Source organism: Acidiphilium sp. PA, assembly GCF_026191915.1.
Taxonomy (GTDB): domain Bacteria; phylum Pseudomonadota; class Alphaproteobacteria; order Acetobacterales; family Acetobacteraceae; genus Acidiphilium.
This window is the reverse complement of record NZ_JAIMBY010000002.1, coordinates 43,618-69,086: the sequence shown is the minus strand read 5'-3', so window position 1 is coordinate 69,086 and position 25,469 is coordinate 43,618. Positions and strand designations below refer to the sequence as shown.

24 protein-coding genes are annotated in these 25,469 nt (G+C 66.2%); 7 read left to right on the top strand and 17 right to left on the bottom strand.

Annotated elements, in window-relative coordinates; genetic code table 11:
* Positions 1 to 31 precede the first annotated feature (31 nt).
* The 8 genes from guaB to AruPA_RS03830 form a co-directional block, all read right to left on the bottom strand.
* Positions 32 to 1,531 carry an IMP dehydrogenase gene (guaB, locus tag AruPA_RS03865; protein ID WP_265635229.1) on the bottom strand — a complete coding sequence of 500 codons (1,500 nt, stop codon included), beginning with the start codon at positions 1,529 to 1,531 and terminating at the stop codon, positions 32 to 34.
* Between the two features lie 113 nt (positions 1,532 to 1,644).
* Positions 1,645 to 2,205: a hypothetical protein gene (locus AruPA_RS03860; protein ID WP_265635227.1), complete on the bottom strand. Its 561-nt coding sequence runs from the start codon at positions 2,203 to 2,205 to the stop codon at positions 1,645 to 1,647.
* Between the two features lie 110 nt (positions 2,206 to 2,315).
* Positions 2,316 to 3,224, bottom strand: coding sequence for an energy transducer TonB (locus tag AruPA_RS03855; protein WP_265635225.1), 909 nt, complete (start codon positions 3,222 to 3,224; stop codon positions 2,316 to 2,318).
* Positions 3,187 to 3,711: a glycine zipper family protein gene (locus AruPA_RS03850; RefSeq protein ID WP_265635224.1), complete on the bottom strand. Its 525-nt coding sequence runs from the start codon at positions 3,709 to 3,711 to the stop codon at positions 3,187 to 3,189. Before AruPA_RS03850 ends, AruPA_RS03855 begins: the two co-directional genes overlap by 38 nt.
* Positions 3,712 to 3,819: 108 nt before the next feature.
* Positions 3,820 to 4,965, bottom strand: coding sequence for a molecular chaperone DnaJ (dnaJ, locus tag AruPA_RS03845; protein WP_265635757.1), 1,146 nt, complete (start codon positions 4,963 to 4,965; stop codon positions 3,820 to 3,822).
* 107 nt (positions 4,966 to 5,072) lie between these two features.
* On the bottom strand, positions 5,073 to 7,004 hold the full coding sequence (gene dnaK, locus AruPA_RS03840; protein WP_265635223.1) for a molecular chaperone DnaK: 1,932 nt from the start codon (positions 7,002 to 7,004) through the stop codon (positions 5,073 to 5,075).
* 151 nt (positions 7,005 to 7,155) lie between these two features.
* The gene (locus AruPA_RS03835) at positions 7,156 to 7,761 is read right to left on the bottom strand and encodes a nucleotide exchange factor GrpE (RefSeq protein ID WP_265635756.1); all 606 of its coding nucleotides are present in this window, start codon (positions 7,759 to 7,761) and stop codon (positions 7,156 to 7,158) included.
* Between the two features lie 205 nt (positions 7,762 to 7,966).
* A complete protein-coding gene (locus tag AruPA_RS03830) occupies positions 7,967 to 10,222 on the bottom strand; it encodes a glycosyltransferase (protein WP_265635221.1) in 2,256 nt (751 codons plus the stop codon).
* 29 nt (positions 10,223 to 10,251) lie between these two features.
* On the opposite strand from AruPA_RS03830, the gene AruPA_RS03825 reads away from it, so the two are divergent.
* Positions 10,252 to 10,647, top strand: a complete 396-nt coding sequence (locus AruPA_RS03825) for a hypothetical protein (protein WP_265635219.1) — start codon at positions 10,252 to 10,254, stop codon at positions 10,645 to 10,647.
* A 13-nt stretch (positions 10,648 to 10,660) separates the two neighbouring features.
* Here AruPA_RS03825 and AruPA_RS03820 read toward each other — a convergent pair whose 3' ends face one another.
* Genes AruPA_RS03820 through AruPA_RS03810 form a run of 3 tightly spaced genes read right to left on the bottom strand, consistent with a single transcriptional unit; the run spans position 10,661 to position 12,707 of the window.
* Positions 10,661 to 11,413 carry an SDR family oxidoreductase gene (locus AruPA_RS03820; protein WP_265635217.1) on the bottom strand — a complete coding sequence of 251 codons (753 nt, stop codon included), beginning with the start codon at positions 11,411 to 11,413 and terminating at the stop codon, positions 10,661 to 10,663.
* Entirely contained in the window at positions 11,410 to 12,177 is a 768-nt protein-coding gene (locus AruPA_RS03815) for a class I SAM-dependent methyltransferase (protein WP_265635216.1), read from the bottom strand. The genes AruPA_RS03820 and AruPA_RS03815 overlap by 4 nt, the downstream gene beginning before the upstream one ends.
* Positions 12,174 to 12,707 carry a hypothetical protein gene (locus tag AruPA_RS03810; protein ID WP_265635215.1) on the bottom strand — a complete coding sequence of 178 codons (534 nt, stop codon included), beginning with the start codon at positions 12,705 to 12,707 and terminating at the stop codon, positions 12,174 to 12,176. Before AruPA_RS03810 ends, AruPA_RS03815 begins: the two co-directional genes overlap by 4 nt.
* 68 nt (positions 12,708 to 12,775) lie before the next feature.
* On the opposite strand from AruPA_RS03810, the gene AruPA_RS03805 reads away from it, so the two are divergent.
* Together AruPA_RS03805 and rnhA are read left to right on the top strand one after the other, a co-directional pair.
* Positions 12,776 to 13,735: a homoserine kinase gene (locus tag AruPA_RS03805; RefSeq protein WP_265635214.1), complete on the top strand. Its 960-nt coding sequence runs from the start codon at positions 12,776 to 12,778 to the stop codon at positions 13,733 to 13,735.
* Positions 13,725 to 14,177 carry a ribonuclease HI gene (rnhA, locus tag AruPA_RS03800; RefSeq protein WP_265635213.1) on the top strand — a complete coding sequence of 151 codons (453 nt, stop codon included), beginning with the start codon at positions 13,725 to 13,727 and terminating at the stop codon, positions 14,175 to 14,177. Before AruPA_RS03805 ends, rnhA begins: the two co-directional genes overlap by 11 nt.
* A gap of 269 nt (positions 14,178 to 14,446) precedes the next feature.
* Here the strand turns inward: rnhA and AruPA_RS03795 are convergent, their stop codons facing one another.
* Positions 14,447 to 14,836 (bottom strand): tautomerase family protein, encoded by a 390-nt coding sequence (locus tag AruPA_RS03795; protein ID WP_265635212.1) that lies wholly within the window; start codon positions 14,834 to 14,836, stop codon positions 14,447 to 14,449.
* 78 nt (positions 14,837 to 14,914) lie between these two features.
* Between AruPA_RS03795 and AruPA_RS03790 the strand changes: the two genes are divergently transcribed.
* Positions 14,915 to 15,418 (top strand): OsmC family protein, encoded by a 504-nt coding sequence (locus tag AruPA_RS03790; protein ID WP_265635210.1) that lies wholly within the window; start codon positions 14,915 to 14,917, stop codon positions 15,416 to 15,418.
* 249 nt (positions 15,419 to 15,667) lie between these two features.
* Here the strand turns inward: AruPA_RS03790 and AruPA_RS03785 are convergent, their stop codons facing one another.
* Positions 15,668 to 16,561, bottom strand: a complete 894-nt coding sequence (locus tag AruPA_RS03785) for an N-formylglutamate amidohydrolase (RefSeq protein ID WP_265635209.1) — start codon at positions 16,559 to 16,561, stop codon at positions 15,668 to 15,670.
* An 83-nt stretch (positions 16,562 to 16,644) separates the two neighbouring features.
* Between AruPA_RS03785 and AruPA_RS03780 the strand changes: the two genes are divergently transcribed.
* The gene (locus AruPA_RS03780) at positions 16,645 to 16,989 is read left to right on the top strand and encodes a YbjQ family protein (RefSeq protein WP_265635207.1); all 345 of its coding nucleotides are present in this window, start codon (positions 16,645 to 16,647) and stop codon (positions 16,987 to 16,989) included.
* Positions 16,990 to 16,997: 8 nt separating this feature from the next.
* Here AruPA_RS03780 and AruPA_RS03775 read toward each other — a convergent pair whose 3' ends face one another.
* The 3 genes from AruPA_RS03775 to AruPA_RS03765 all read right to left on the bottom strand — a co-directional run bounded on the left by AruPA_RS03775 (position 16,998) and on the right by AruPA_RS03765 (position 21,265).
* Positions 16,998 to 17,414 (bottom strand): DUF4168 domain-containing protein, encoded by a 417-nt coding sequence (locus tag AruPA_RS03775; protein ID WP_265635205.1) that lies wholly within the window; start codon positions 17,412 to 17,414, stop codon positions 16,998 to 17,000.
* A 123-nt stretch (positions 17,415 to 17,537) separates the two neighbouring features.
* A complete protein-coding gene (mfd, locus tag AruPA_RS03770) occupies positions 17,538 to 20,972 on the bottom strand; it encodes a transcription-repair coupling factor (protein WP_265635204.1) in 3,435 nt (1,144 codons plus the stop codon).
* On the bottom strand, positions 20,969 to 21,265 hold the full coding sequence (locus tag AruPA_RS03765; protein WP_265635202.1) for a succinate dehydrogenase assembly factor 2: 297 nt from the start codon (positions 21,263 to 21,265) through the stop codon (positions 20,969 to 20,971). The genes mfd and AruPA_RS03765 overlap by 4 nt, the downstream gene beginning before the upstream one ends.
* Between AruPA_RS03765 and recG the strand changes: the two genes are divergently transcribed.
* Together recG and AruPA_RS03755 are read left to right on the top strand one after the other, a co-directional pair.
* On the top strand, positions 21,200 to 23,368 hold the full coding sequence (gene recG, locus AruPA_RS03760; RefSeq protein WP_408858569.1) for an ATP-dependent DNA helicase RecG: 2,169 nt from the start codon (positions 21,200 to 21,202) through the stop codon (positions 23,366 to 23,368). The genes AruPA_RS03765 and recG overlap by 66 nt on opposite strands.
* Positions 23,365 to 23,787, top strand: a complete 423-nt coding sequence (locus AruPA_RS03755; protein WP_265635200.1) for an NUDIX hydrolase — start codon at positions 23,365 to 23,367, stop codon at positions 23,785 to 23,787. Before recG ends, AruPA_RS03755 begins: the two co-directional genes overlap by 4 nt.
* On the opposite strand, the gene AruPA_RS03750 is transcribed toward AruPA_RS03755, so the two are convergent.
* Positions 23,740 to 25,467, bottom strand: coding sequence for a Na/Pi cotransporter family protein (locus tag AruPA_RS03750; protein WP_265635198.1), 1,728 nt, complete (start codon positions 25,465 to 25,467; stop codon positions 23,740 to 23,742). The two genes, AruPA_RS03755 and AruPA_RS03750, sit on opposite strands and share 48 nt — an antisense overlap.
* Between the last annotated feature and the right edge of the window lie 2 nt (positions 25,468 to 25,469).

Here is a 25,469-nt window from a genome sequence, read left to right as displayed (position 1 = left end):
CAAGATGTCTTCTTGTTGTCCTACCACAATCTCAATCCTGCCGATAATTCGGCGCCTCCCGCGTAATCGCCACATCATGGACATGGCTCTCGCGCAGCCCCGCCCCGGTGATGCGGCGGAATGTCGCCTTGGTCTGCAATTCAGCCACCGTGGCGCAGCCGGTATAGCCCATGCCGGCGCGCAGGCCGCCGACCAGCTGGTGAACCACGGCGGCCATCGGGCCCTTGTAGCCCACCCGACCCTCGATGCCTTCGGGGACCAGTTTCAACGTGTCCTTGATGTCCTGCTGGAAATACCGATCGGCGGAGCCGCGCGCCATGGCTCCCAGACTGCCCATGCCGCGGTAGGATTTATAGGAGCGGCCCTGATAGAGAAACACTTCGCCGGGTGCTTCATCGGTACCGGCCAGCAGCGAGCCGACCATGACGCAGTCGGCACCGGCCGCGAGCGCCTTGACCATGTCGCCCGAGGTGCGGACGCCGCCATCGGCGATCGCGGGCACACCGGCCTCGCGGCAGGCAGCGGAGGTTTCCATCACGGCCGAGAACTGCGGCACGCCGACACCGGCGACCACGCGGGTGGTGCAGATGCTGCCGGGGCCGATGCCGATCTTGATGGCATCGGCACCCGCCTTGATCAGTGCGGCGGCAGCTTGCGGTGTGGCGACATTGCCGGCGATCACCTGCACCGCGTTGGACCGCTCCTTGATCAGATTGACCGCCCGCAGCACGCCTTCGGAATGGCCATGCGCGGTATCGACCACGATGACATCGACGCCGGCGGCCATCAGGGCGGTGGCGCGGGCGGCGCCGTCGTCACCGACACCGGTGGCGGCAGCGACACGCAGGCGGCCGAATTCGTCCTTGTTGGCGAGCGGATGCGCCTCGGCCTTGTCCATATCCTTGACGGTGATCAGGCCGACGCAACGATAGGACTCATCGACCACCAAAAGTTTTTCGATCCGGTGCTTGTGGAGCAGATGACGGGCCATTTCGGGTGCGACATCGGCCGGGGCGGTGACCAGGTTTTCCCGCGTCATGAGCTCGTAGACGCGCGAGGAAGGGTCGGTCGCGAAGCGGACATCGCGATGGGTCAGAATACCGACGAGGCGGTTGGTGTCGCGCTCGACCACCGGCACCCCCGAGATGCGATATTGCGCCATCAGCGCCTGCGCCTCGGCAAGAGTCTGGTCGGGATGAATGGTCAGCGGGTTGACCACCATGCCGCTCTCGAATTTCTTCACCTGGCGAACCGCGGCGGCCTGGTCCTCGATGCTGAGGTTTTTATGAACGACGCCGATGCCGCCCTGTTGGGCCATGGCGATCGCCATGGCACCTTCGGTCACCGTGTCCATCGCTGCCGAGATCAGCGGGATATTCAGGCGAATCGTGCGGGTCAGCCGGGTTTCGGTACTGACCGCGGCCGGCAGGACTTCGGAATAGCCGGGCACGAGCAATACATCGTCAAATGCATAAGCCTCGACGATGCGGCCGTTGCCGCTGGATAAAACATTCAGATCGGAGGGAGCCATGGTGCATCCTTATCGGTTTGCGAACCTTGGCGATCCCTACTATCGGCAGCGGCCGCTTCCGGCAAGGGTTACGGCGCATTTCTGGTGCGCTGCCCGCGAAGGCGTCCGCCGGCTCAACCCTGCTGGGCCGGCCGGGCGGTACGTGGCGGGATGGGATAACGCGCGTAGGTCAGGGTCGCAGGCGGTGGCAAGGCGCCCGGCGGAAGGTGCGGCGCAGCCTGGGGCTCTGGCCGGGCGATCGGCCGCTGGCCGATTCCGGCCGGCACGGCGGCGGGCATCGGGCCGCAGCCGTTGCCGCTGCGATGGATGATGACGCGCGTCTGGCCGTTGGGGGCCGGCTCGAACTGCATCTGTTCACTGCACACGCTGACGGGTCCGCCCGAGGACGCGGTGGACGACACCATCGAGACCTGCGTCAAGCCATCGCCGCCCGCAGGGAACGCCGCCATTTCCGGCAGATTTTCCAGGGCCGTGAGGCTGGCGAGCATCTGGCGCTGCATCATGGCCATCTGTTCGATGAAGGCGGACGGCATCACCGGCAGGGCCACGGGCACCGGCACCAGCACGGTGGGGATGATGACCGGCGTCGCCGGTGCGGTTGTGGTGGCCGCCGATGCGATCGCGGGGCATACGGCGAGCGCTGTTGCAATCAGCCAGGATTTTACCGCAAGCATGGTGTTTTCCTTTCGATATGAGGTTGACCAACGACATCAGATTTCGCGCAGGACGCTTTTCTGTCCATTCGCATTCGCGTGAGCCGGTTTCACAATGATGAGCATGGGGATCAGTGGATCAGGATATAATGGATCGTCGCGATCACCTCTTCCCGCTTGGCGGTCGAGCCCGGGGGAAACGGCGGGACTTTCACACCCCGGAACAGGCCGTACCACGCCATGTCGAGCAATGGCGCGCCGGATCGCTTGATCAGATGCAGATCGATCACCTTGCCGTTCGGCAGGACGGTGAAGCCCACCGTCACACTGCCGGACTCGCCCTGGTCGGCAGCGGATTGCGGGTAGTATTTGTGCTCGTTCACCCATCTGTTGAACGCGCTTTCCCAATCCGGCCCGGCGTTGCCGCGGAAGGTGATCGCGGGCGCGTTGCGCGCATCGTCCGACTGAGGTGGTGCGAGGTTGAGCGCGCCGGGGGCATGATTGAGGATGGTGGTGGGGTGTTTACCGAACGACATACCGTTCAGCACCATAAAATGCTGCCGCGGCGCGGGCGGTGCGTGATGGGCGACCGCCGCATGTTTGGGCGGGCGCGCGGGGACGATTTCCTTCGGCAACGTGAAGGGCACCGGATTGGGGGAACTGAGGTTGACCTCGGTTTGCGCGGTGGGTGGCGCGGCCTCGGGCGGTGGCGGGGGCAGCAGCGTCGTCATGCTGGGTGGGGCTTTGACGACGGCTTTGGGGGCGGCGTTGTGGGCGGCACTGTGCGGCAGGCCGGTGTTACGAAACACCACGGCGATGCTCGATTGGGGCGACGGGGCAATCAGTTTCTGCCGGTGCACCGCATAGAGCAGCAACAGAATGACAGCCAGATGAAACAGCAGGGACACCGGCAGCGGGATGAACCAGCCGTCCTGGTCCGGCCGCCGCCGCGTCATTCCATGGTCAGCGACGCCGATACCCGGCCCGGAGCCGGGTGCCGGGTCAGTAACCCGGTGCCGGGTAATAGCCGGGAGGCGCATAGCCGGGTGCGCCGTAGCCGTAAGAGGATCCCGAACCGCCCGCATAGCCTTCCATCTTGTTGCCATGGCCGACCATACACTGGGCGTAGGCCACGTTATACTGCGCCTGGATGGAGTCTGCGGCGCCCTGGGCGTTGCCGCCACCGGCCGCGCTGCCAAGCAGCAGGCCCGAGCCCGCACCGATCGCCGCACCGACACCGGCATTGCCGCCGGCAGCGCCGAGCAGCGCGCCGGCCGCGGCACCGAGCAGCGTGCCGCCGACCGCCGTATTGGTCGAACTCTGGCTGGCGGCGGCGGCAGTGCCGCCCGCCTGGCTGCGCTGGCTCGCATAGTAGCGGCAGTAATTGTCGTCCTGCTGGAACACATTGAACGTCACGCCGGGTCCGGGCATGGCGACCACGGTTGGCGCGGTCGGCGGGGCGACGGTGCAACCGGCGAGGCCGATCATGGCGACGGCGGCCACGGAAACTGCAAGAATGGGTTTCATATCTGGCGTCCTGAGCGTGTTTGTCGAACGGGTTTCAATTACGACTTGATCGACCGCAATCAACGGGTTGTTACACTCTATTATTTTAATGATCCGAACCGGTTCCGGTCACAGCCCCTCGAAGAACTCCTTGACCTTGGCGAAAAACCCTTCGTGCTCCGGGCTGCCCGATGCGCTGCCGCCAGATTCGCGTTCGAATTCCTCGAGCAGTTCACGCTGGCGCTTGGTCAGGTTCTGCGGCGTTTCGACCGCGACCTGAATATACATGTCGCCGCGCTGGGTGCTGCGCAGCACCGAAAACCCCTTGCCGCGCAGGCGGAATTGATCGCCGGTCTGGGTTCCTGCGGGGATTTTGACGCGGGCCCGGGTGCCATCGATCGCGGGGACTTCGATTTCGCCGCCGAGTGCTGCCTGGCTCATTCGCAGGGGCACGCGGCAGAACACGTTCGCGCCGTCACGCTGGAAAATCGGGTGGACGCGGATCGCGACATGGACATAGAGATCGCCCGCTGGCGCGCCCTTGCCGCCCGCCTCGCCTTCACCGGACAGGCGAATGCGCGTGCCATCCTCGACGCCGGCCGGAATGGCGACCGACAGGTTGCGCTCACGCGGCACGGTGCCGGCACCGGCGCAGATGCGGCAGGGGTTACGAATGGTGCGGCCGGCACCGCCGCAGGTGGGACAGGTGCGTTCGACCACGAAGAACCCTTGCTGCGCGCGCACACGACCGGCGCCGCCGCAGGTGGGGCAATTATCGGCGCTCGCCTGCTTATCGGCCGAACCGGTCCCGTTGCAGGCATCGCAGGCGACGCGGGTGGGAACCCGGACATCGACCTTGGTGCCGGCGAAAGCCTGGGTCAGGTCGATCTCGACGCCGGCCCTGACATCCGCGCCGGCGCGCTCGGAGCGGCCACCGCCGCGCCGCCCGCCCATTGCTTCACCGAACATCTGTTCGAAAATATCGCCGATGCCGCCCTCGAATCCGAAGCCGGCGCCCCCGAATCCGCCGCCGCCACCGCCGCCGTTTTCGAAGGCGGCGTGACCGAACCGGTCATAGGCGGCGCGCTTTTGTTCATCCTTGAGAACATCGTATGCTTCGTTGATGTCCTTGAATTTCTGCTCAGCCGCCTTGTCGCCCGGGTTGCGGTCCGGGTGATATTGCATTGCGAGTTTTCGATAGCATTTCTTCAGCTCATCGGCGGACGCGCCACGCTGCGCACCGAGAAGCTCATAATAATCCGTCTTGGCCATGATAGCGGCTCAACCCCGAAATTCGATCGAACGACGACCTGTTTGAACACGAACGGTCCCGGACCATCGCTGGTCCGGGACCGGGCCTTCAGTCTATGCGCGTCGCGCGATCACGCGGACTTCTTTTTGTCGTCGACATCTTCGAACTCGGCATCGACCACCTTGTCGCCGGGCTTGCTGCCCGGTGCCTCGGCACCTGGCGCGGCACCCGCGGCGCCCGCCGCCTGGGCCGCTTCGGCCTGGGCCTTGTACATCGCCTCGCCGATCCGCATCGCGACCTGGGTCAAACGGTCGGTCGCTGCCTTGATCGCCTCGAGGTCGCTGCCTTCGAGTGCGGTGCGCGCCGCCGCGATGGCGGCTTCGGCCTCGCCCTTGTCCTGCGCGGACACCTTGCCTTCGTTGTCCTTCAAGGTCTTTTCGGTCTGATGCACCAGGCTGTCGGCCTGGTTACGGGCATCGACCAGCTCGCGCCGGGCCTTGTCGGTCGCGGCGTTGGCTTCGGCGTCCTTTACCATTTTTTCGATATCGGCATCCGACAGACCACCAGAGGCCTGGATGCGGATCTGCTGCTCCTTGCCGGTCGCCTTGTCCTTGGCGGAGACCGACACGATGCCGTTGGCGTCGATATCGAAGGTCACCTCGATCTGAGGCACCCCGCGCGGTGCGGGCGGCAGGCCCATCAAGTCGAACTGGCCGAGGATCTTGTTGTCCGCCGCCATTTCACGCTCGCCCTGGAAGACCTTGATGGTCACGGCGGTCTGGTTGTCGTCCGCGGTCGAGAACGTCTGACTCTTCTTGGTCGGGATCGTGGTGTTGCGGTCGATCAGACGGGTAAAGACGCCACCGAGGGTTTCGATGCCGAGTGACAACGGCGTGACATCGAGCAGCAGCACGTCCTTGACGTCGCCCTTGAGCACGGCGCCCTGGATGCCGGCGCCGATCGCGACGACTTCATCGGGGTTGACGTTGCGGGCGGGGTCTTTGCCGAAGAAATTCTTGACCGCTTCGATCACCTTCGGCATGCGCGTCATGCCGCCGACCAGGATGACCTCGTCGATTTCGCCGGCGGTGACACCCGCGTCCTTCAACGCCGCGCGGCACGGGCCGAGCGTGCGCTCGATCAGATCGTCGACCAGCGATTCCAGCTTGGCACGGGTCAGTTTCATCACGAGATGCTTCGGCCCGGAGGCGTCCGCGGTGATGAAGGGCAGGTTGATCTCGGTTTCCTTCGAGGAGGACAGCTCGATCTTGGCCTTTTCGGCGGCTTCCTTCAGGCGCTGGAGGGCGAGCTTGTCCTTGCGCAGGTCGATGCCCTGCTCGCGCTGGAACTCGGCGGCCAGATAGTCGATCACGCGCTGGTCGAAATCCTCACCGCCGAGGAAGGTGTCACCATTGGTGGATTTCACTTCAAACACGCCGTCGCCCAGCTCGAGCACGGAAACGTCGAACGTGCCGCCGCCGAGATCGTACACCGCAACGGTGCCGGCTTGTTTTTTATCCATGCCGTAGGCCAGGGCCGCGGCGGTGGGCTCGTTGATGATGCGCAGCACGTCGAGACCGGCGATCTTGCCGGCGTCCTTGGTCGCCTGACGTTGCGCGTCGTTGAAGTAGGCTGGGACGGTGATGACCGCCTCGGTCACGGTTTCGCCGAGATAGGCTTCGGCGGTCTCTTTCATTTTGGTCAGGATGTAGGACGACACCTGGCTCGGCGCGTAACGCTGACCGCGCGCCTCGACCCAGGCATCCCCATTGTCGCCGCGCACGATGCCGTAGGGCACCAGATCCTTGTCCTTCGTGACGGTCGGGTCGTCGTAGCGGCGACCGATCAAGCGCTTGACCGCGTAGAGCGTGTTGGTCGGGTTGGTGACCGCCTGGCGCTTGGCGGACTGGCCGATCAGCCGCTCGCCGTTTTCGGCGAATGCGACCATCGACGGCGTGGTGCGCGCGCCCTCAGCGTTCTCGATCACGCGGACATCCTTGCCCTCCATGACCGCGACGCACGAATTGGTGGTTCCGAGGTCGATACCGATGACCTTGCTCATAGAAACTTCTCCTTTGCAGCGGATGTGCCGGACCCGAAGCATCGGGCGCATCCCTTTTGTTTCACACCCTTCATGTATTGAACCGAACCCCAGGGCACAAGGGTTTTCGATGTCAGTCCGCTTAATTTATCTCGCGATGGTTAACGCGGGCTTAAGCCTCGATATCGAGCGGTTGCGACAGCGGCGGCTGCGCGACCGGGGCCTTCGCCACCACGACCATGGCGGGCTTCAACAGCCGGCCATTCAGCATCCACGTCCGGCTCCAGGCCTGAATGACGGTGCCGGGCGGAGCATCGGTGGTTTCCTGCTCGGACATGGCCTGATGGCGGTTGGCATCGAACGCGCTGCCGACCGGCTCTTCGGCCTTGACGCCGTTGCGCTCCAGCATTGCAACGAAGCTGCGCTCAACGCCGGCGAAGCCATCGCGCATCTTGGTCAGCAAAGGCGACTCGTCGGGCGCGGGCGGCGGCAGCGTGTCGAGGCCACGGCGCAGGTTTTCCGCGGTCTCGGCGACATCGGCCGCGAATTTCTGCACCGCGTACTGCCGTGCGTCATCGACGTCGCGCCGCGTGCGGGCGCGCAGATTTTCCATATCGGCCTGCGCGCGGATCCATTTGTCGCGATAATCGGCGACCTCGGCTTCGAGTGCGGCGATGCGCGCCTCGGGCGACTCGATGTCCGGCGCTTCGTTGTCCGATGCCACAATACCGGGATCGGTTTCGGATGATGGGGTTTGGGGTGGATTTTCTTCGGTCATGGCAATGGAAATAGGACGAGAGTCCGCGTGAGACAAGCGGGGGATCCTGGAGGCCAAGTAAGGGAAGGCAAGCACTGCTTTTTTGAAAAAAAGCAGCAAAAAACTTTTATTTATGTGTGTGGGGCGTGGTTTCGCGGGCATAGGATCTATGGCAGTGACGTTTTTTTGCTGCTTTTTTTTCAAAAAAACCAGGGCCTGCTTGACGTTACCCCAGGACGGCATCGAGCACCGACTGGGCATAGCGGGCCATGCTCCGCTGCGCCATGAATTCGGCGCGCAGGGCGGGGATATGCGCGCGCCCCTGATCGAGTGCTGCGGCGATGGCGGCGGCGATCGTGGCCGGTGCTGCGTCATCGCCAATTGCGGTCACATAGGGAGGCGGTTCCAGCGCGGCGACCAGTGTCGCGGCGGCGACGCAGGGCAGACCGGCGGCAATCACATCGGCCACCGCGCCCGAAATGCTGCCGGGCGGGGCGCGGCGGAGCTGGACCGCGACATCGGCGGCGGCGAGATAATCGCGGTAGCGCGATTCGGGTACCTGCGCGGCATCGAGATCGAGCGTGTCGGGCGCGATGCCGAGGGCGGTTGCGGTGGCGCGCAGATCCGCGATCAGCGCCGGGTTGCCGCCACCGACCATGGCGAAACGGCAGGCGCGGGTGGGTGCCAACCGGCCGAATGCCGCGATCGTCACCGCCGGGTCCTTGCCGGCATGGACATGGCCGAAACTCGCGATCAGCGTATGATGAGGTTCGATGCCGAGGCGCGCGCGGGCGGCGATGCGCGCGGCCGGGCTGAGGCTCGCCGGATCGGGCACGCGGTAGGGTGCGAAAGGCAGAAACTGTGCCGCGATGCCGTGGCGGGCGGTGATGAAATCGGCCGTGGCCCGCGCGTGCACGATCAGCGGCGTGGCGGCGGAGGCGACCTCGCCCAGGCACCGCACCGGCATGGTGGCTTCGGCACGCTCCCAGGCTTCGAGATCGGCGAGGCTGACATCGGCGCCGATTTCGGCCGCGGCGACGCCGAGCGCGCGGGCGATGCCGAGTGTGCCGCAGTAGAGGCCGATCAGCCTCGCATCGTGCAGAATGGCGGCGGCGCCGTAATCGAGCAGCAGCCCGATCTCGGTCGCGTGAAACTGCGAATTGCCGAGTACGGTGATGATCGCATCGAACCGGGCGGATCGCATGATCGTGACGTCGGCCACACCGCCGAAGGCAATGCCGGGCGGCAGGCCGGGTTGGCGCGTGTCGCTGAAAGCCGTGACGGTGGCGAGCGGGCGGAGCGCGGCAAGCAGGCTGGCGCTGTGGTCGGCGCAGCCCGAGGTGGTGGGCGGCAGCGGTGACAGGAACGCGATGCGGGGCAGCGCATGGGTCACGATGGCGGGGGATGGGCGTGCGGCGTTCGCGAGCGCCTCGATCGGCGCCCAGAAGCGCGCGGCGACGGCCGGCGGGGTAAACGCATCGACGATGCCGGTCTGGCGTGCTTGCGCAGCGTGCCAGCGCGCGGGGTCGGCGAGCGGGCCTGCCGCCTTTTCGCGCAGGGCTCCGGCATCGTCGGCCGGGAAACGGAACGACGGGTCGAGCAATTCGGCCTGCGCGGGTTCGTCGGCTGCGATCACCGGCGTGCCCTGGGCGATCGCCTCGATCACCGGCAGCGAGAAACCTTCCGCGCGGGAGGGTGCGATGACCAGGCGGGCGGCGGCGTAGGCCGCGGCCAGTTCGGCATCGGTCAGCTGCGGCAGAAAGATCAGATCGTCCGGTTTGCCGCCGGCGGCCGCGTGCAGCGTGGCCAGGCCGGCGCGCGTGCCTGGATCGTGGATGCCGACGAAGCGGATCGGCACACCCAGCGCGGCGCGGACGGCGATTGTCGGGTTTTTGCGGGGATCATCGCCGCTGACCACCAGAATGCCGGCGCGGTCGGTGAACGGCGGGGCGGGGCTGGCGCGGATCAGCCCGGGGCGGATCGCGACGCCGGTGACATCGCTATGGCCGACGCTGGCGGGGACGAGGTGGTGGAGGCGACGCGCGGTCGTTTGCGAAATCGGCAGAAAATGATCGTAACGGCGCAGGGCGGCGCACTGGGCGGCGTAGGCGCGGCGGGATTGCGGCGTGGTGAGATAGGTGGCGGGATCATCAAGCGGGATGAAATCGAGCACGACGGCGATGCGCCGGCGAGACCGGGTTTGCAGCAGGCGGGCGGTGCGGCCCGGCGGCAGGGAGAACGGCGCGGGCTGCAGAAAGACACCCGGCGTGCGGCTGGCGGCGTAGGCGGTCATCGTCACGGCCTCACCGAGCACCGCAAGATCGGGGTCGGGCGGCGGCAGGGCGGGGTCGAACAGCAAGGTGATGGCGAAAGCCGCCGTCGGCGATGCGGCGAGCATGGTTGCGAGATGCATACCTATGCCGCGCCGGGCAAAATCCGGTCGTTGCAGACAACGCGCATCGATCAGAAGTTGTGGTTTCATCAAAATCCACAACCGTGTAGACTGTTGCTATGGAAGAGACGGATGTCAGGCCTGCCGGGCTGGAGCAGCTGCTGCGGCGCATGGTGGTGGATCGGCAGGTCAGGATTGCCGGGCTGGAACAGGCGCTCGCGGCGCGCGACGAGGCGATTCTGGCGCGTGACCGGGCGATCGCGACACAGGTAAGCAAGCTCGGCGAACAGGCCGAGATTATCGAAGCGCAGCACCGTCAGCTCGAAGGTCAGCGCGGCATTATCGCGGATCAGGCGGCGCGATTGGCCGCTTGCGCGGCAGAGATTGCGGCTCTGAGCACCGAAGCGGCACGGCTGCCGGCGGTGGCGGCCAGCCTGCACTGGCCAGACGGGCCGCGCGCGATCCGCATGGTGCTGCCGCTCGCGCGGCTGATCAGGAGCGTGGCGCGGCGCTGACCACGGGGCCGGATCAGGCCGCGTTGAACGAGACATCGCGCTGCCTTCGCATCAGATGCTCGCCGGCATCGACCAGCAACGTCGTGCCGGTGATCGACGGTGTTTCGAGGATGAACATCACCGCGCGAGCGATATCCTCCGGGGCCGAGCCGTATTGCAGCGGTGTCGCCTGCTGGCCGCGCGCGAAATTCTCCGGGCTTTGTCTGGCGCCGATCATGGTCAAGCCCGGCGAGACGCCGCAGACGCGGATGCGCGGCGCCAGCGCCATTGCCAGCATTTCGGTCGCGGTTGCGAGGGCGGCTTTCGAAAGCGTGTAGGCGAAGAAATCCGGGTTCAGATTGGTCAGTTTCTGGTCGAGGATATTGATGATGACCCCGCGCCGCTCGCCGATGCGTGCGGCCAGATCGCGGGCGAGGATCACCGGCGCGGTGAGGTTGGGGGCGATATGCGCCGCAATCGAGTGTGCTGTCACGGTGGCGGCCTGATCGAAGATGAAATGCGAGGCGTTGTTGACCAGCACATCGATGGGCCCGGCGAGCGCTTCCGCCCGCGCGATCAGGCTGGCGACCGCCGCTTCATCCGCCAGATCGGCGCCGATCGTGTAGGCGGTGCCCCCGGCATCGGTCATGGTGCGGGCCAGCGCCTCGGCTTCATCGGCCGCGTTGCGGTAATGAATTACCACGGGTGTGCCCGCGCGCGCGATGGCGCCGGTGATGGCGGCACCGATGCGCCTGGCACCGCCGGTGATCAGGGCGGCGCCGCTCATCGGCGCGCACCGGGAAACAGCGCGGCGCGCAGTGCGGCCGGGTCGTCAAGCAGCCTGGTCGGATGCGGCGCGAGCAGCTCGAACAGGCGCGCGGTACCGTAGCCTACGAGATCGACCGCCATCATCGCATCGACCATGGTCTGGTACTGTTCGTTGAGGCGGCGGTTGGCGGGGTCGAGCCCGGTGATCACGATCAGCCCGGTCGGCGGCGCATCGAAGGCGATCATGGTAAGGTCCGGGCGGAAGCGCTTGAGCAGGACCGGCACTTTCCAGACATCGCCGGCCCACCAGCCGGGCACCACGGCATCGACCCGGAGATCTTCCGATTGATCGCGATGGGCGATACGCGGGTCGATCGGCAGGCAGTCGTGCAGCACGATCGCGCTGCCGGGATGGCAGGCGCGCTCGGTATTGGCGAAGTCGCGCAGCAGGAATTCGAAATGATGCATGCCATCGAGGAAGGCGAGGTCGATCGGGCCGCCGAGCGTCGTGATCGGGTCTTCGGTTGCGAAAAACGTGTCGCTGCCGGTCTGGAACAGATGGCAGGACGGTTTGCCCTCCATGATATTGCGATCGATCAGGAAATGCGGATCGATCGCTATGCTGGCGGCGCGCGATCGTTCGAGCGACTCACCGCGCCAGACGCCGATTTCGAGATAGCGCGCGGGCGCCAGCACATCATGCAAGCGGCTGAGACAATCGAAATAGTCCATGCCCGCGTGAAAGGGCATTACCTCGATCGGTCGATCGGCCGTCTCGCTCATGGCGCGGCGGCCGGTTCGCCGGTGCGGTCGAGTTCCGCCTGGCTCATCTGGAACCCGACCAGCACCTGCTGATGGGCGCTGCGCGGCGCGCGCGGGAATTTCAAAGTGATCGGGGTGGTGGTGGCAATCGCCTGATCGGCGCCGTTCTTGAAGTCGAAGCTGACCGGAAACACCCGCTTGTTGATGATGTCATCGCCCTGCACGATGGCGATGAAATAGGGCAGTGTCTGCTGCGCGAGGCGCGAGGCCGGGCCATTGGTGGCGGCGAAGCCGATGCGGAAGTTCACGGTTTCCATGTGTTTGCCGGCTTCGTGGCATGTGCCGGCGACCCCGGTGATCCGCGCATCGAGCGTCTGTGCTGCGATATCGTTGCTGTTGCCGTTGGCCAGGATGACGCGGCTGGCCTGCTGGAGGACCGCGACCTGCGGGCAATAGAGGTCCGGCGCCTTGCTGCCGGTGCAGGCTGAGACGGACAGGGTCGCGAGCAGGATCGGGGCGAGCCGAACGAGGCGATGGGCGGATCTGGTCACGAGCGTCTCCTGAAGAGTGGTCCCGCCTCCCTTGCCATCAAATCGCCGATCGGTCATCTCCACCCCCCATGGCAGTCTATACCGAAGTGACCGATGATGCGTTGGCGGGGTTCCTTGAAGCCTATGACATCGGCCGCGTCGTCGCGTTTCGCGGGATCGCCGAGGGGGTCGAGAACAGCAATTACTCGCTGCGCACCACCACCGGCGATTTTATCCTGACGCTCTATGAAAAGCGGGTCGATCCGGCGGAACTGCCGTGGTTTCTGGGCTTGATGGAGCATCTCGCCGCGAAATCCCTGCCCTGCCCGCTGCCGGTACGCGCACGCGATGGCCGCAACCTCAATCCGCTTGCCGGGCGAATCGCCGCGATCACCACGTTTCTGCCCGGCATCTGGCCACGCCGGCCAACCGCCGCGCATTGCGCACCGCTCGGCGCGGCCCTGGCGCGGTTGCACATCGCGGGGGCGGATTACCAGGCCGAACGGGTCAATGCGCTGGGCCCGACCGGCTGGCGGCCGCTGCTCGAACGCTGCGGCGACAGCGCAGACGGCGTCGAGCCCGGGTTGGGGGGCGCGTTAGCGGCTTCACTCGATTATATTCTGGATCACTGGCCGCAGGGCCTGCCGCGCGGGCAGATCCACGCCGATCTGTTTCCAGACAACGTGTTCTTCCTGGATGGCGCCATCTCCGGCCTGATCGATTTTTATTTCGCGGCGACCGATTTTTTTGCCTACGATATCGCGGTCTGCCTGAATGCCTGGTGCTTTGAGGCCGATCTGAGTTTCAACATCACCAAATCACAGGCCCTGCTGCGCGGCTATCAGAGCGTGCGGCCGCTTGGCGCCGAGGAAGGCGCGGCGCTGCCGGTATTGAGCGCGGGGGCGGCCATGCGGTTTCTGCTGACGCGACTGTATGACTGGATCAACACACCGGACGGCGCGTTGGTGACCCGCAAGGACCCGATGCCCTACTACCGCCGGCTGCGCTTTCACACCCAAACCAGATCGGCCGCCGATTATGGACTCTGACACCGAACGTCTGGTCGAAATCTGGACCGATGGCGGGTGCAAACCCAACCCCGGCGCCGGCGGCTGGGCCGCGGTGCTGCGATTCGGCGATCATGAGCGGGAATTGTCCGGCGGTGAAGCCGCGACCACCAACAACCGGATGGAACTGACCGCCGCCGCCGCTGCGCTCGAATCGTTGAAACGTCCCTGCAAGGTACGCCTGCACACCGACAGCGAATATCTCCGCAATGGCATCACCCGCTGGCATTCCGGCTGGGTGCGGCGCAACTGGCGCAACGCCAAGGGCGATCCGGTCGCCAATTACGAATTATGGCAACGCGTGCTGGCGGCGGCGAAACCGCACAGCATCGAATGGGTGTGGGTACGCGGCCACGCCGGCGATACGATGAACGAACGGGTCGACGTGCTGGCGACGAAAGCCCGCGAAACCCTCGCGCCGTGAAAGAGAACCAGCAGCCATAATTGGCCGCTGGTTCTCCTGTGGCGGCGGGGGTGGGGAGCCCGCGCCGTATCGGGTCAGCCTGATGTTACGGCATCAAAAGGCGGCTGAGACCCGAAGCTGATTCGATCACCCCGTCCTCTTTCCTTCAGGTGTTTGCGGTCAACTCAGACAGGGACACTGACGAGTATAGGACCGAACTCAGCGTAACGCGATAGCTCCGTTGCGAACGGTTCGAATGCCATCGCGGTCCGTAAGCGCGACGAAGCGGTTTACAGCGCGCCGGTCAGGAACTGCGCCTCGCCGTTGCCGAAAGACCAATCCTCATCGGCATTTTCGGTGATCGCGATTACCACGTCGGAGGGCGCGATACCGCAACGCTCCTGCAACGCCGCACAAAGCCCGGTATAGAACGCCTGCTTTTCCGCCCGCGTGCGCGGACGGGAGGTGACCTGAAACACGACCACGCGATCGCTGCGCGCAATGCCGAGGCCGGTATCCTGGACGATCAGGCGCGAGGGCTTGTGCTCATGGACGATCTGGTAACGATCGCGCGCCGGCACCCCGAATGCCGCCAGCATCGCGCCATGGGCGGCATCCAGCAGGGTTTCGAGTTCCGCATCGCTGCGACCCTCCAGCATATCGATTCGCAGCAGGGGCATGATACTCTCCTTGAGTTGGTTCGCCGCGATATGGTGCGCCGCAACATGATTGACCAGACTGCCGCAAGGGGAAACACCATGAACGCCACTGAACTGCGCGCCATGCAGGCGCCGATCAAACAAGCCTACCGCGACCACCCGGAAACCGCCGTGATTCCGGCGCGCGCCACCGGGCGGATCGATCAGACCGCACTCGCCTGCATCATTGAAACCGCACACGCCACAATCAAGGCCGGACTCCACCCCGCCGCAGGCGGCGATGGCAGCCTGGCATGCTCGGGCGATATGCTGCTCGACGCCGTGGTGGCCTGCGCCGGCGTGACCCTCGCCGCCGTGGCGACCGCCATGGGCATCACCATCCATCACGGCACCGTCACCGCCGAAGGCCATTGGGACGCCCGCGGCACCCTGGGCACCGACCGCACCGCACCCGTCGGCGTCACCGACATCACCCTCCGATTCGCCCTCGATACCGACGCCGATGCCGCCACCACCACACGACTGATCGCAACCACAGAACGCTACTGCGTCGTGCTGCAAACCCTCCGCAATCCACCGCAGATCACGGTCGATCCGGGTTAGACCGGGGCTGGGACGCTCGTGAAGAAAGTAAGGCCAGGGGCTCTGCCCCTGGACCCCGTTAAAGGCGGAGCCTTTAAAATCCATTCGTTTTAGGCAAGGGGAGGGCGACACAGGCCAGATCAGCGGAAAGTCCGAGGCAGCGCCCTCCCCTTGCCTAAAACTAGCGGGTTCTAAGGGCTCCGCCCTTAGTGGGGGTCGAGGGGGCAAAGCCCCTCGCCTTGCTTCCTTCAGAGCGCCCCAGCCTTGGTCTCACACGAAGCTCGCGGCTGATTGTGCGATGGCGGCGATGGCGCGGGTGAGGCTGGCTTGGACGTTCGGGAAGTTTTCGTGGCGGGTGATGGTGCGTTCGTCCATGTAGAGTGGTTTGGCGATTTCGATCTGCAGGACGTGGGTGCGTTCGCGGGGGCGGCCGTAGTGGCGGGTGACGTAGCCGCCCGCGTAGGGGTCGTTGCGTTTCACGATATAGCCTTCGGTGCGCAGCGCCTGTTCGACGAGGGTGACGATGGGGCGGGCGCAGGCGGCGCCGTGGGCATCGCCCAGTACGATATCGGGGCCGTGGCCGTGTGTGATGCCGTACGGTTTCGGCATCGAGTGGATGTCGAGCAGGAGGCAGGCGCCGAAGGCCACCCGGGTTTCGGCCATCAGGGTATTCATGGCGTCGTGGTAGGGTTGCCAACAGGTGGCGATGCGTGATGAGGCTTCGGCGAAGGTGAGTTTGCGCCGGTAGATCGGCTCGCCGGAGGCGACGACGCGGGCGATGGTGCCGAGCCCGGCGGCGACGCGGGGGCTCGTGGTATTGACGTAGTCCGGCAGCCGGTCCTCGAACATGGCGGGGTCGAGTTCCCAGGGTTCGCGGTTGGCGTCGCAATAGGCGCGGGGGAACGCGGCGGTGATCAGCGGGACGCCGAGGCCGGGGGCGGCGGCGCAGAGTTCATCGACGAAACTGTCCTCGCTTTTGCGCAGCGACCGCGCATCGAGGCGGGAGGCGGCGAGGAATGCCTGCGGATAGAGGTTGCCCGAGTGGGGCGATGCGATCACGATGGGGGCGGTTTGGCGGAGCGGGCGGGTGATTGTGAAGGTTTCGCGCGGCAGAGCCTCGGATTGCGGGGGATCTTCCGACCGGTGCGGGGCGCTGACATCCATGACCATTGCTGCCCCTCATAAAGCCGATGCGGAGCGCGTTGGTCAATGTTATGTGAAGCAACCAATCAGGGGGAGTGCAGACAATGCCCGATATTCTCGTGGTTACCGTCAACGAGGTTGCCCATGCGCAAATCAGCCGGGTGATCGGACCGGTCTATGGCACGTCGATTCGCAGCCGCACCATCATCGGCAACATGCTTGGCGGCATTCGCGCGATTTTCGGCGGGTCGCAGGGCGGTTATATTGCAATGGTCAACCAGACGCGTGATGAGGCGATCGAGGCGCTGAAGGCCCACGCCGCCTCGCTGGGCGCCAATGCCGTGGTGGGCATGCGGTTCGATTCCAGCGAGTTCGACGCGGGGCAAGGCCAGGCGATGAACGAGGTGACCGCTTATGGCACGGCGGTACTGATCCACCCGGTCAACTGAGCACGGATTTAGTTGTTGGCGGTCGCACCCGCCGTGCTGAGCAGCTGCTGGCGGACGGCGGGGTTGCTCTGCGCCGAGGCGAGCACCTGATTGTATTGGCTGACCGTGAGACCCTGCGCGCTGATGGCTGCCACGGCCTTCTGCTTGGCGGCTGCGATGATCTGCGCTTTTGCCGCGGGATCGGTCGTCGCACTCATTTTGGCGCCGTAGGATTGATTGATTGCCATGACCTGCCGCATCGCCTTACCGGCTTTGGCAAGGGTGGTGCGTGACACGTTGGCGGCGGGCATCGAACGGCCCATTGCCTGCGGCGTGACGGGGTGAGTGGTCGCGGTCTGCGCGAGGGCCGTGCCGCTTGCCAGCGGTACCGCGATGAGGCCGGCGGCGAGTGCCAGACGAGACATGAAGCGCGTGTGCTGTTCCATCGTCAAAATACTCCTTCTGATGGGACGACCCGGCTTGGGACGTCTTCATACCAGGCAGATGAGACCGCCTGGCCGTGATGCAAATTGCAATTCGGTCATCACCGGGTAATCACGAGGCCGAAATTACGCCGCTTTCGCCTGATCGATCAGTCGCTGGAGATTCGCGACGATGTCGCGCGCTGCCACCAGCCTCGCCTGGACGTCCATCTCGCGGGCCATCACCAGTTTGTGGTCCGGCCGCAGGCGGAGCAGACCGCCGCGGGTGGCGAGCCAGGCGATCAGGCCGCCGGGGTTGGCGAAACTGTTGCCGCGGAAGCCGATCACCATGCCTTTCGGTCCGGCTTCGAGTTTTTCGACGCCGATGTCGCGGCATGTACGCTTGAGGGCGACGGTTGCCAGCAGGTTCTCGACCTCGGCCGGCATTGGGCCGAACCGGTCGACCAACTCGGCCGCGAGGGCCTCGCTCTCGGCATCGGTGCCGAGCGAGCCGATCCGGCGATACAGGCCGAGGCGGACCGGCAGTTCGGTGACGTAGGCTTCCGGGATCAGCACCGGCAGGCCGAGGCTGATGTTGGGTGTCCAGTCGCGGGCGGATTCGCGTTCGGTCTTGCTGCCGGAAGCGCGCAGATCGGCGACCGCATCTTCGAGCATCTGCTGGTAGAGCTCGATGCCGACTTCGCGGATATGGCCCGATTGTTCATCGCCCAGCAGGTTGCCGGCGCCGCGCAGATCGAGATCGTGCGAGGCGAGGGTGAAGCCGGCACCCAGCGTATCGAGCGTCTGCATCACTTCGAGGCGTTTCTGGGCGGAAGCCGCGAGTTTGTGGGTCGCGGGCCAAGTGAGATAGGCGTAGCCGCGCTGCTTGCCGCGCCCGACCCGGCCGCGCAGCTGGTACAGCTGGCCGAGGCCGAACAGATCGGCACGCCAGATCAGGATGGTGTTGACCGCCGGCATGTCGAGCCCGGATTCGATGATGTTGGTCGCCAGCAGGACGTCGTATTTGCCCTCGCTGAATTCGGTCATCACCCGTTCGATCTCGGTGGGCGCGAGCCTGCCATGGGCGGTGGCGCAGCGCAGGTCGGGCGCGATTTCGGCCAGGCGCTCGCGCATCCGGTCGATATCCTCGATATGGGGCACGACGCAGAACAACTGCCCGCCGCGGAAGCGTTCGCGCGCGATGGCTTCGCGGATCACCAGCGCATCCCACGGCATGATGAAGGTGCGGACGGCGAGGCGATCGACCGGCGGGGTGGTGATCAGCGAGAGGTCGCGTACGCCGGTCAGTGCGAGTTGCAGGGTGCGCGGGATCGGCGTGGCGGTGAGGGTCAGCACATGGACATCGGCTTTGAGCTGTTTCAGCCGCTCCTTGTGGGCGACGCCGAAATGCTGCTCCTCATCGACGATCAGCAGGGTCAGATCGGCGAATTCGATCGATTTGGCGAGAATCGCATGGGTGCCGACGATGATGCTGACGGTGCCATCCGCCAATTCGGCGCGGGTTTTCGCGGCATCCTTGGCGGTGACCAGGCGGGAGAGTTGTGCCACCTTGATCGGCAGGCCAGCGAAGCGTTCGGCAAACAGGCGGTAATGCTGGCGGGCGAGCAGTGTGGTCGGCACCACGACCGCGACCTGGGTGCCGGCCATGGCGGCGACGAAGGCGGCGCGCAAGGCGACTTCGGTCTTGCCGAAGCCGACATCGCCGCAGACCAACCGGTCCATCGGTTTGCCGGAGGCGAGGTCTTCCAGCACATCGGCGATGGCGCGGGCCTGATCCTCGGTTTCGGTGTAGGGGAAGCGCGCGCAGAATTCGCCGAATGCGCCGTCTTCGGCGGCGAGCAGCGGCGCGTCGTGCAGCTTGCGTTCGGCGGCGATGCGGATGAGGCCGGCCGCCATATCGCGGATGCGGTTCTTGGCACGGGCCTTGCGCGCCTGCCAGGAGGCACCACCCAGCCGATCGAGCCCGACGCCGCCGGTTTCGGTGCCGAAGCGTGACAGCAGATCGATGTTCTCGACCGGCAGGAACAGCTTGTGGTCGCCATCGTACAAAAGGCGCAGGCAGTCGTGCGGCGCGCCGTCGACGCTGAGGGTAACCAGCCCGTCGTAGCGGCCGATGCCGTGCTCCTGGTGGACCACCAGATCGCCCTCGGCAATTTCGGTCGCATCGGCGATGAACTGATCGGCGCGCTGGCGGCGGCGCGGCGGGCGGGCGATGCGCGCGCCGAGCAGATCCTGTTCCGCGACGATGGCGAAATCATCGGCGACATAGCCGCGTTCGAGCCCGAGCACCGCGAGCAGCACGGCGTCGCCCTGGGCGATACGGGCTTCGGCTGCGTTGTCGATCGGGATCGAACGCATGCCGTGGTCGCGCAGCAGGGCGGCGAGGCGATCGCGCGAACCGGCACTCCAGGCGGCGAGGACGACTTTGCGCCCGGCTTCACGCCAGCGCGACGCGAGCATCCTGAATTCGTCGTAGACCGAGACGCCGGATTGGCCGGTTGCCAGGATCGCACCGGGCCGGCCGCCGGCTTCTACGCCTGCCGCGCCCTCGGGCCGGCCGAACGGCGAGAAGCTGGTCGCCTGGCGTCTGGCGAGGGTCTGCTCGAAACCTGCTGCGTCGAAATACAGCAGGTCCGGCTTGATCGGGCGGTAGGGCAGATCGCCGGGCCGGGCAGGTGCCAGGCGGGCCTGATAATGATCGGTGATCATTTCGAACCGTGCGGCGGCGGCGCCCTCGGCCTGATGATCGAGGCTGACGGCAGCGTTCGGTACATAGTCGAAAATGGTTTCCATCGCACCGGCGAACAGCGGGGCGAAATGTTCCATGCCCGGCTGGCGGCGACCATCGGAGATCGCCTCGTAGGTCGGGTCCTTGACTGCATCGGCGCCGAACATCTCGCGGAACGCCGTGCGGAACCGGCTCACCGAAGCGGTGTCGAACGGCAGTTCCGAGGCCGGGCGGAACACCAGAGTGGCCACCGTCTCGCCGCTGCGCTGGGTGCCGGGATCGAAACGGCGCAGGGTTTCCACCACATCGCCGAACAGGTCCATCCGCGTGGGCGTGGCCTCGCCGGAGGGCCAGACATCGAAAATACCGCCGCGGATCGCGAAATCGCCCGGCTCCATCACGGTGCCGACCCGGTGGTAGCCGTGCTGTTCGAGGAAGCGGGCGAGGTCTTCGGGGGCGATACTGCCGCCGGGCGCGATCGCGAGGCTGGCACCCTTGAACTGGGCGCGCGGCGGGGTGCGCTGCACCGCCGCGTTCACCGTGGTCAGCACGATGCGCTGGGTGGTCGGCGCATCGAGCAGCCGGGCCAGCGCGGCGACACGCTCGGCCATGATGGCGGGATTGGGCGAGACGCGGTCGTAGGGCAGGCAATCCCAGGCGGGGAACCGGATGATCTCGGCCTTGGGTGCGAAGAAGGTCAGCGCATCGGCGAGCCGCGCGAGGCGGGCATCGTCACGCGCGATGTGCAGGATCGTGCCGGTTTCCTCGGCACGGCGGGCGATCAATGCGGCATCGAACCCCTCGGGCGCGCCGTAGACGGTCAGCAGGCTCATCGTCCCTGCTTGGCCTGCGCAACCTCGGCGGCCTGATCGCGGATGCTGCGGAGCATCGGGGTATCCACCTCGTCGGGGATTGGCAGGCGGCCGGTCAGCCAGTCGGCCAGTTCGGCGTCCGGATGTTCCATCACCGCCTCGAATTCATCGAGCGAAACCTCGTCCATCGTTGCGATGTGCTTGTGGGCGTAGCCGCCGATCATCAGGTCGTTCTCGTAGGTGCCGCGATGCGTGGCGCGATAGAGCAGTCGGCGGCGGCGTTGCTGCAACGCGTCGGTGGGATCGGTGTGCATGATGGCTTGCGATATAGAGGACGGCCGCGCCACTGTCAGCCCGTGACGACCGATCCTGCCGATTCGCTTGCGTTTTTTCGCGCGCCACTGACCAGCCTGCCCGGATTGGGGCCGCGCCTGTCGGTGCTGCTGGCGCGCGCGGTGGGCGGGGGAACCATCCGCGATCTGTTATTTCACCTGCCGGAGCATTTCATCGATCGGCGGTCGCGCTATCTGCTGAGCAACGCCATACCCGGCGCGATCGGCACGTTCACGGTCGAGGTGATGCGCCACGACAAGGGCGAGCGCGCGAAATCGCCCCAGCGGGTGGTGATCCGCGATGCCAGCGGCTTCGGCGAGATCGTGCTGTTCCATGCCGGGCGGCTGGCGCAGTTTCCGATCGGCGCGCGACTGACGGTTTCGGGCAAGGTCGAGCGGTTCAACGACCGGGTCTCGCTGCCGCATCCCGATTACGTGGTGCCGGCGGAAAGCGAGGCCGGGTTGCCGCTGGTCGAGCCGGTCTGGGGGCTGACCGCAGGACTGGTGCCCAAGGTGGTGGCGCGCGCGATGAACGCGGCGCTCGCGCGTTTGCCTCCGCTTGCCGAATGGCAACAGGACCAGATTTTGCGCGCGCGGGGCTGGCCCGGCTTCAACGCCGCTTTGCGTGCGTTGCAGGCACCCACCGACATCCCCGATGACAAGCCGGCCCGCCGCCTCGCGTATGATGAATTGCTGGCCCGCCAGGTCGCCTTCGCGCTGATCCGCAGGCGGCGGCGCAAGCGGCCGGGCCGGTCGTTTGCGGGTGGCGCGGACCTGCGGCGCACCGCCCTCACCCGCTTCGGCCATCGGCCGACTGAAGCCCAATTATCGGTGCTCGCCGAGATCGACGCCGATCTGGCGGCACCGCACCGGATGCTGCGGCTGCTGCAGGGCGATGTTGGTTCGGGCAAGACGCTGGTGGCGATGCTGGCGATGCTGCGGGTGGTCGGCTCCGGCGCGCAGGTGGCGTTGCTGGCGCCGACCGAGTTGCTCGCGCGCCAGCATTTCGCCACGCTCTCGCGGCTCTGCCCGGTGCCGGTGGCGCTGCTGACCGGGTCGCTCAAAGCCGGTGAGCGGCGGCGGACGCTGGCCGGCATCGCCGATGGGTCGATCCCGATCGTGATCGGCACGCATGCGATCTTTCAGAAATCGGTTCAGTTCCATGATCTGGGACTTGCGGTGATCGACGAGCAGCACCGCTTCGGCGTCGATCAGCGGTTCGCGCTCGGTGCGAAAGGTGTGGCGACCGACATGCTGGTGATGACCGCGACGCCGATTCCACGCACGCTGCTGCTGTCGCACTGGGGCGAGATGACGATCAGCCGGATCACCGAAAAGCCCGCCGGGCGCACGCCGATCCGCACCTCGCTGCACCCGATCGACAAGATGCCCGAGGTGATCGAAGCGATCGAGCGGATGATCGGCCAGGGCGGGCGCGTTTATTGGGTGTGCCCGTTGGTGTCGGAGAACGAGATGCTCGATATCGCCGCCGCCGAACTGCGCCATGCGGCGCTTGCCGAGCGGTTCGGCAGCCGGGTGGCGCTGGCGCATGGGCGCCAGACGATCGAGGTGCGGGCAGCGGCGCTCGATGGGTTTGCGCGCGGCGCCGTCGATATCCTGGTCTCGACCACGGTGATCGAAGTCGGCGTCGATGTGCCGGATGCCAATGTCATGGTGATCGAGCACGCCGAGCGGTTTGGCCTCGCGCAGTTGCACCAGTTGCGCGGCCGGGTCGGGCGCGGCCGGGCCGCGAGTTTCTGCCTGCTGCTGCACGACAAGCTCACCAAGCCCGCGCGCAAGCGCCTCGCGATCCTGCGCGAGACTGAGGATGGGTTTCGCATCGCCGATGAGGATTTTTCGCTGCGCGGCGGCGGGGATGTGCTGGGCGCCAAGCAATCCGGCCTGCCGGGGTATGTGCTGGCGGATGCCGAGCGCGACGGCGATCTGATCCCGATGGCCCACAAGGACGCGACCATGCTGATCGATGCCGACCCCACCCTCGCCTCGCCGCGCGGACTCGCGGTGCGCACGCTGCTGCATCTGTTCGACCAGGCGCGCGCGATCCGCGCGCTGGTGGCCGGATGAGCCGGCGCTACCCCGATGCGCCGCGGGTGGGCATCGGCATCGTCGTGCTGCGCGGCGAGGCGGTTCTGCTGGTGCGGCGCGGTCAGCCACCGGCACAGGGCGCGTGGAGCCTGCCAGGCGGCGGGCAGGAATTGGGCGAAACCGCCGAGGCCGCGGCGCGGCGTGAACTGTTCGAGGAAACCGGGCTCACGGTGGGCGCGCTATGGCTCGCGGGCGCGGTCGATTCGATCCATCGCGACGCTGAAGGCCGCATCGAATACCATTACACGATCCTGGATTTCGCCGCCGACTACCAGGGTGGCGAGGCACGGCCGGGCGGCGATGTCAGCGCCGTCGCCTGGGTCGCTGAAGCTGAGTTCGACGCGTATGAATTATGGGCCGAGGCGCGGCGGATCATCGCCCTCGCCCGCCGCCGCTAGATCAGGCCCCACGCCGGAGGGCGCATCGTCGGGGCGATCGCGGATGCGGCTCGGCAGCAATTCGCCCTTGCTTTCCAGAACCGGATAGGCGGCGGCCGCGACCAGATGGGTGTTGACCCGCTTGAGGTCGCGCAACATGTCGAGATGCAGCGAACTGGTCTCCGTGCTGTCGAGCCGGCCGGCGCGCAGGCGCTGGAAATGCGCCTCGGTCGCGCTCGCCTCGATGTCGCGGAACTCCTGTTTTTCGGCGGCGAGGCGGCGGGCCAACCGTGCGTCGTCGATCACGAACAGGGAGGCCGCTGTGCGGACATTGCCGAGCAGCCGGTCGATCGCGCCCAACAGCTCGGCTTCGCCCTGCGGGGAAAAGGCAAGGCCGCGCTTGATTTTTTTGGATACCAAGCCGAGCAGATTGCGATCGACCACATCGCCCGCGTGCTCCATGTTGGTGGCGAACCGTAAAATCTCCATCGCGCGACGATGATCATCCTCGGTCATCGCCGCCGGATCGAGGCCGACGACATAGGTCTTGATCGCGCCGTTCAGCCGGTCGAGCACGTCGTCGAGCGCCTTGGTCTCGGCAAGTTGTCTGCGGTCGCCCTTTTCGAGCAGCAGGCGCAGGCCGATCAGCATGGATTCCAGGACATCGGCGAGGCGCAGCGATTCGCGGGCCGCGCTGCCGAGTGCCACAAAGGGTGTTTCGACCGCCGAGGCATCGAGATAGCGCGGCCGGGACGGATCGGCGGCGTTGATCCGAGAGGGCAGCAGACGGCGCAGCAGACCGGCATAGGGGGCCAGCAGGGGCAGAAACACCAGCGCGAGCCCGATGTTGAACAGCGTGTGGAAATCGGCCACGGCACGCGCCGGATCGGGCTCGATCGCGCTCATTTCCCGGGCGATCCATGGCAGCAGCGGCACCGCAATTGCAACGCCGAGGGCGCGGTTCAGTACATTGCCGAGCGGCAGGCGGCGATTGGCCGGATCATCACCTTCCGGTCCTTCGATCAACGGGTTGATCGCGGTGCCGAGATTGGCGCCGAGCACCAGCGCGAGGGCGGCTTCGACCGGGATGGCCCCCTTGGTGGCGAAGGACATGACCAGCAGCACGATGGCGACCGATGAATGCGCCGCCCAGGTCAGCGCCGCCGCGATCACCATATCCAGCACGGGATAGGCGGTGATCGCGTGGAGCGCGACGCGCAGCCCGGCTACCTGCTCATAAGGGCTGAGCAGGCTGATGAACTGATGCAAGGCGAGCAGCACGAGGCCGAGGCCGATCAGCACGCGGCCGAAATCGCGCGGCCCCTGCATCATCCGGCGGAACATGGCAACGCCGGCCAGGATCAGGATGGGTGCGACGGCGCTGACGTTGAACGACAGCACCTGCACGATCAGCGTGGTGCCGACATTCGCACCCAGCATGACCGCGAGCGCCGGCACCAGGCCGACCAGGCTGTCCGCGGCGAAACCGGTTACCATCAGGCCGGTCGCGGTACTGCTCTGCAACACGGCGGTCACGCCGAGCCCGGCGATGAAGGCCGAGAACCGGTTGCGCAGGGCGGTATCGAGAAAGCCGCGCAGCCGGGCTCCGAAGGCACGCTGCACGCCGGTCTGGATCATTCTGATGCCCCAGAGCAGCAGGGCGACGGCGCCGGCCAGATCGAGCAGGGTGAGGAGAATCATGC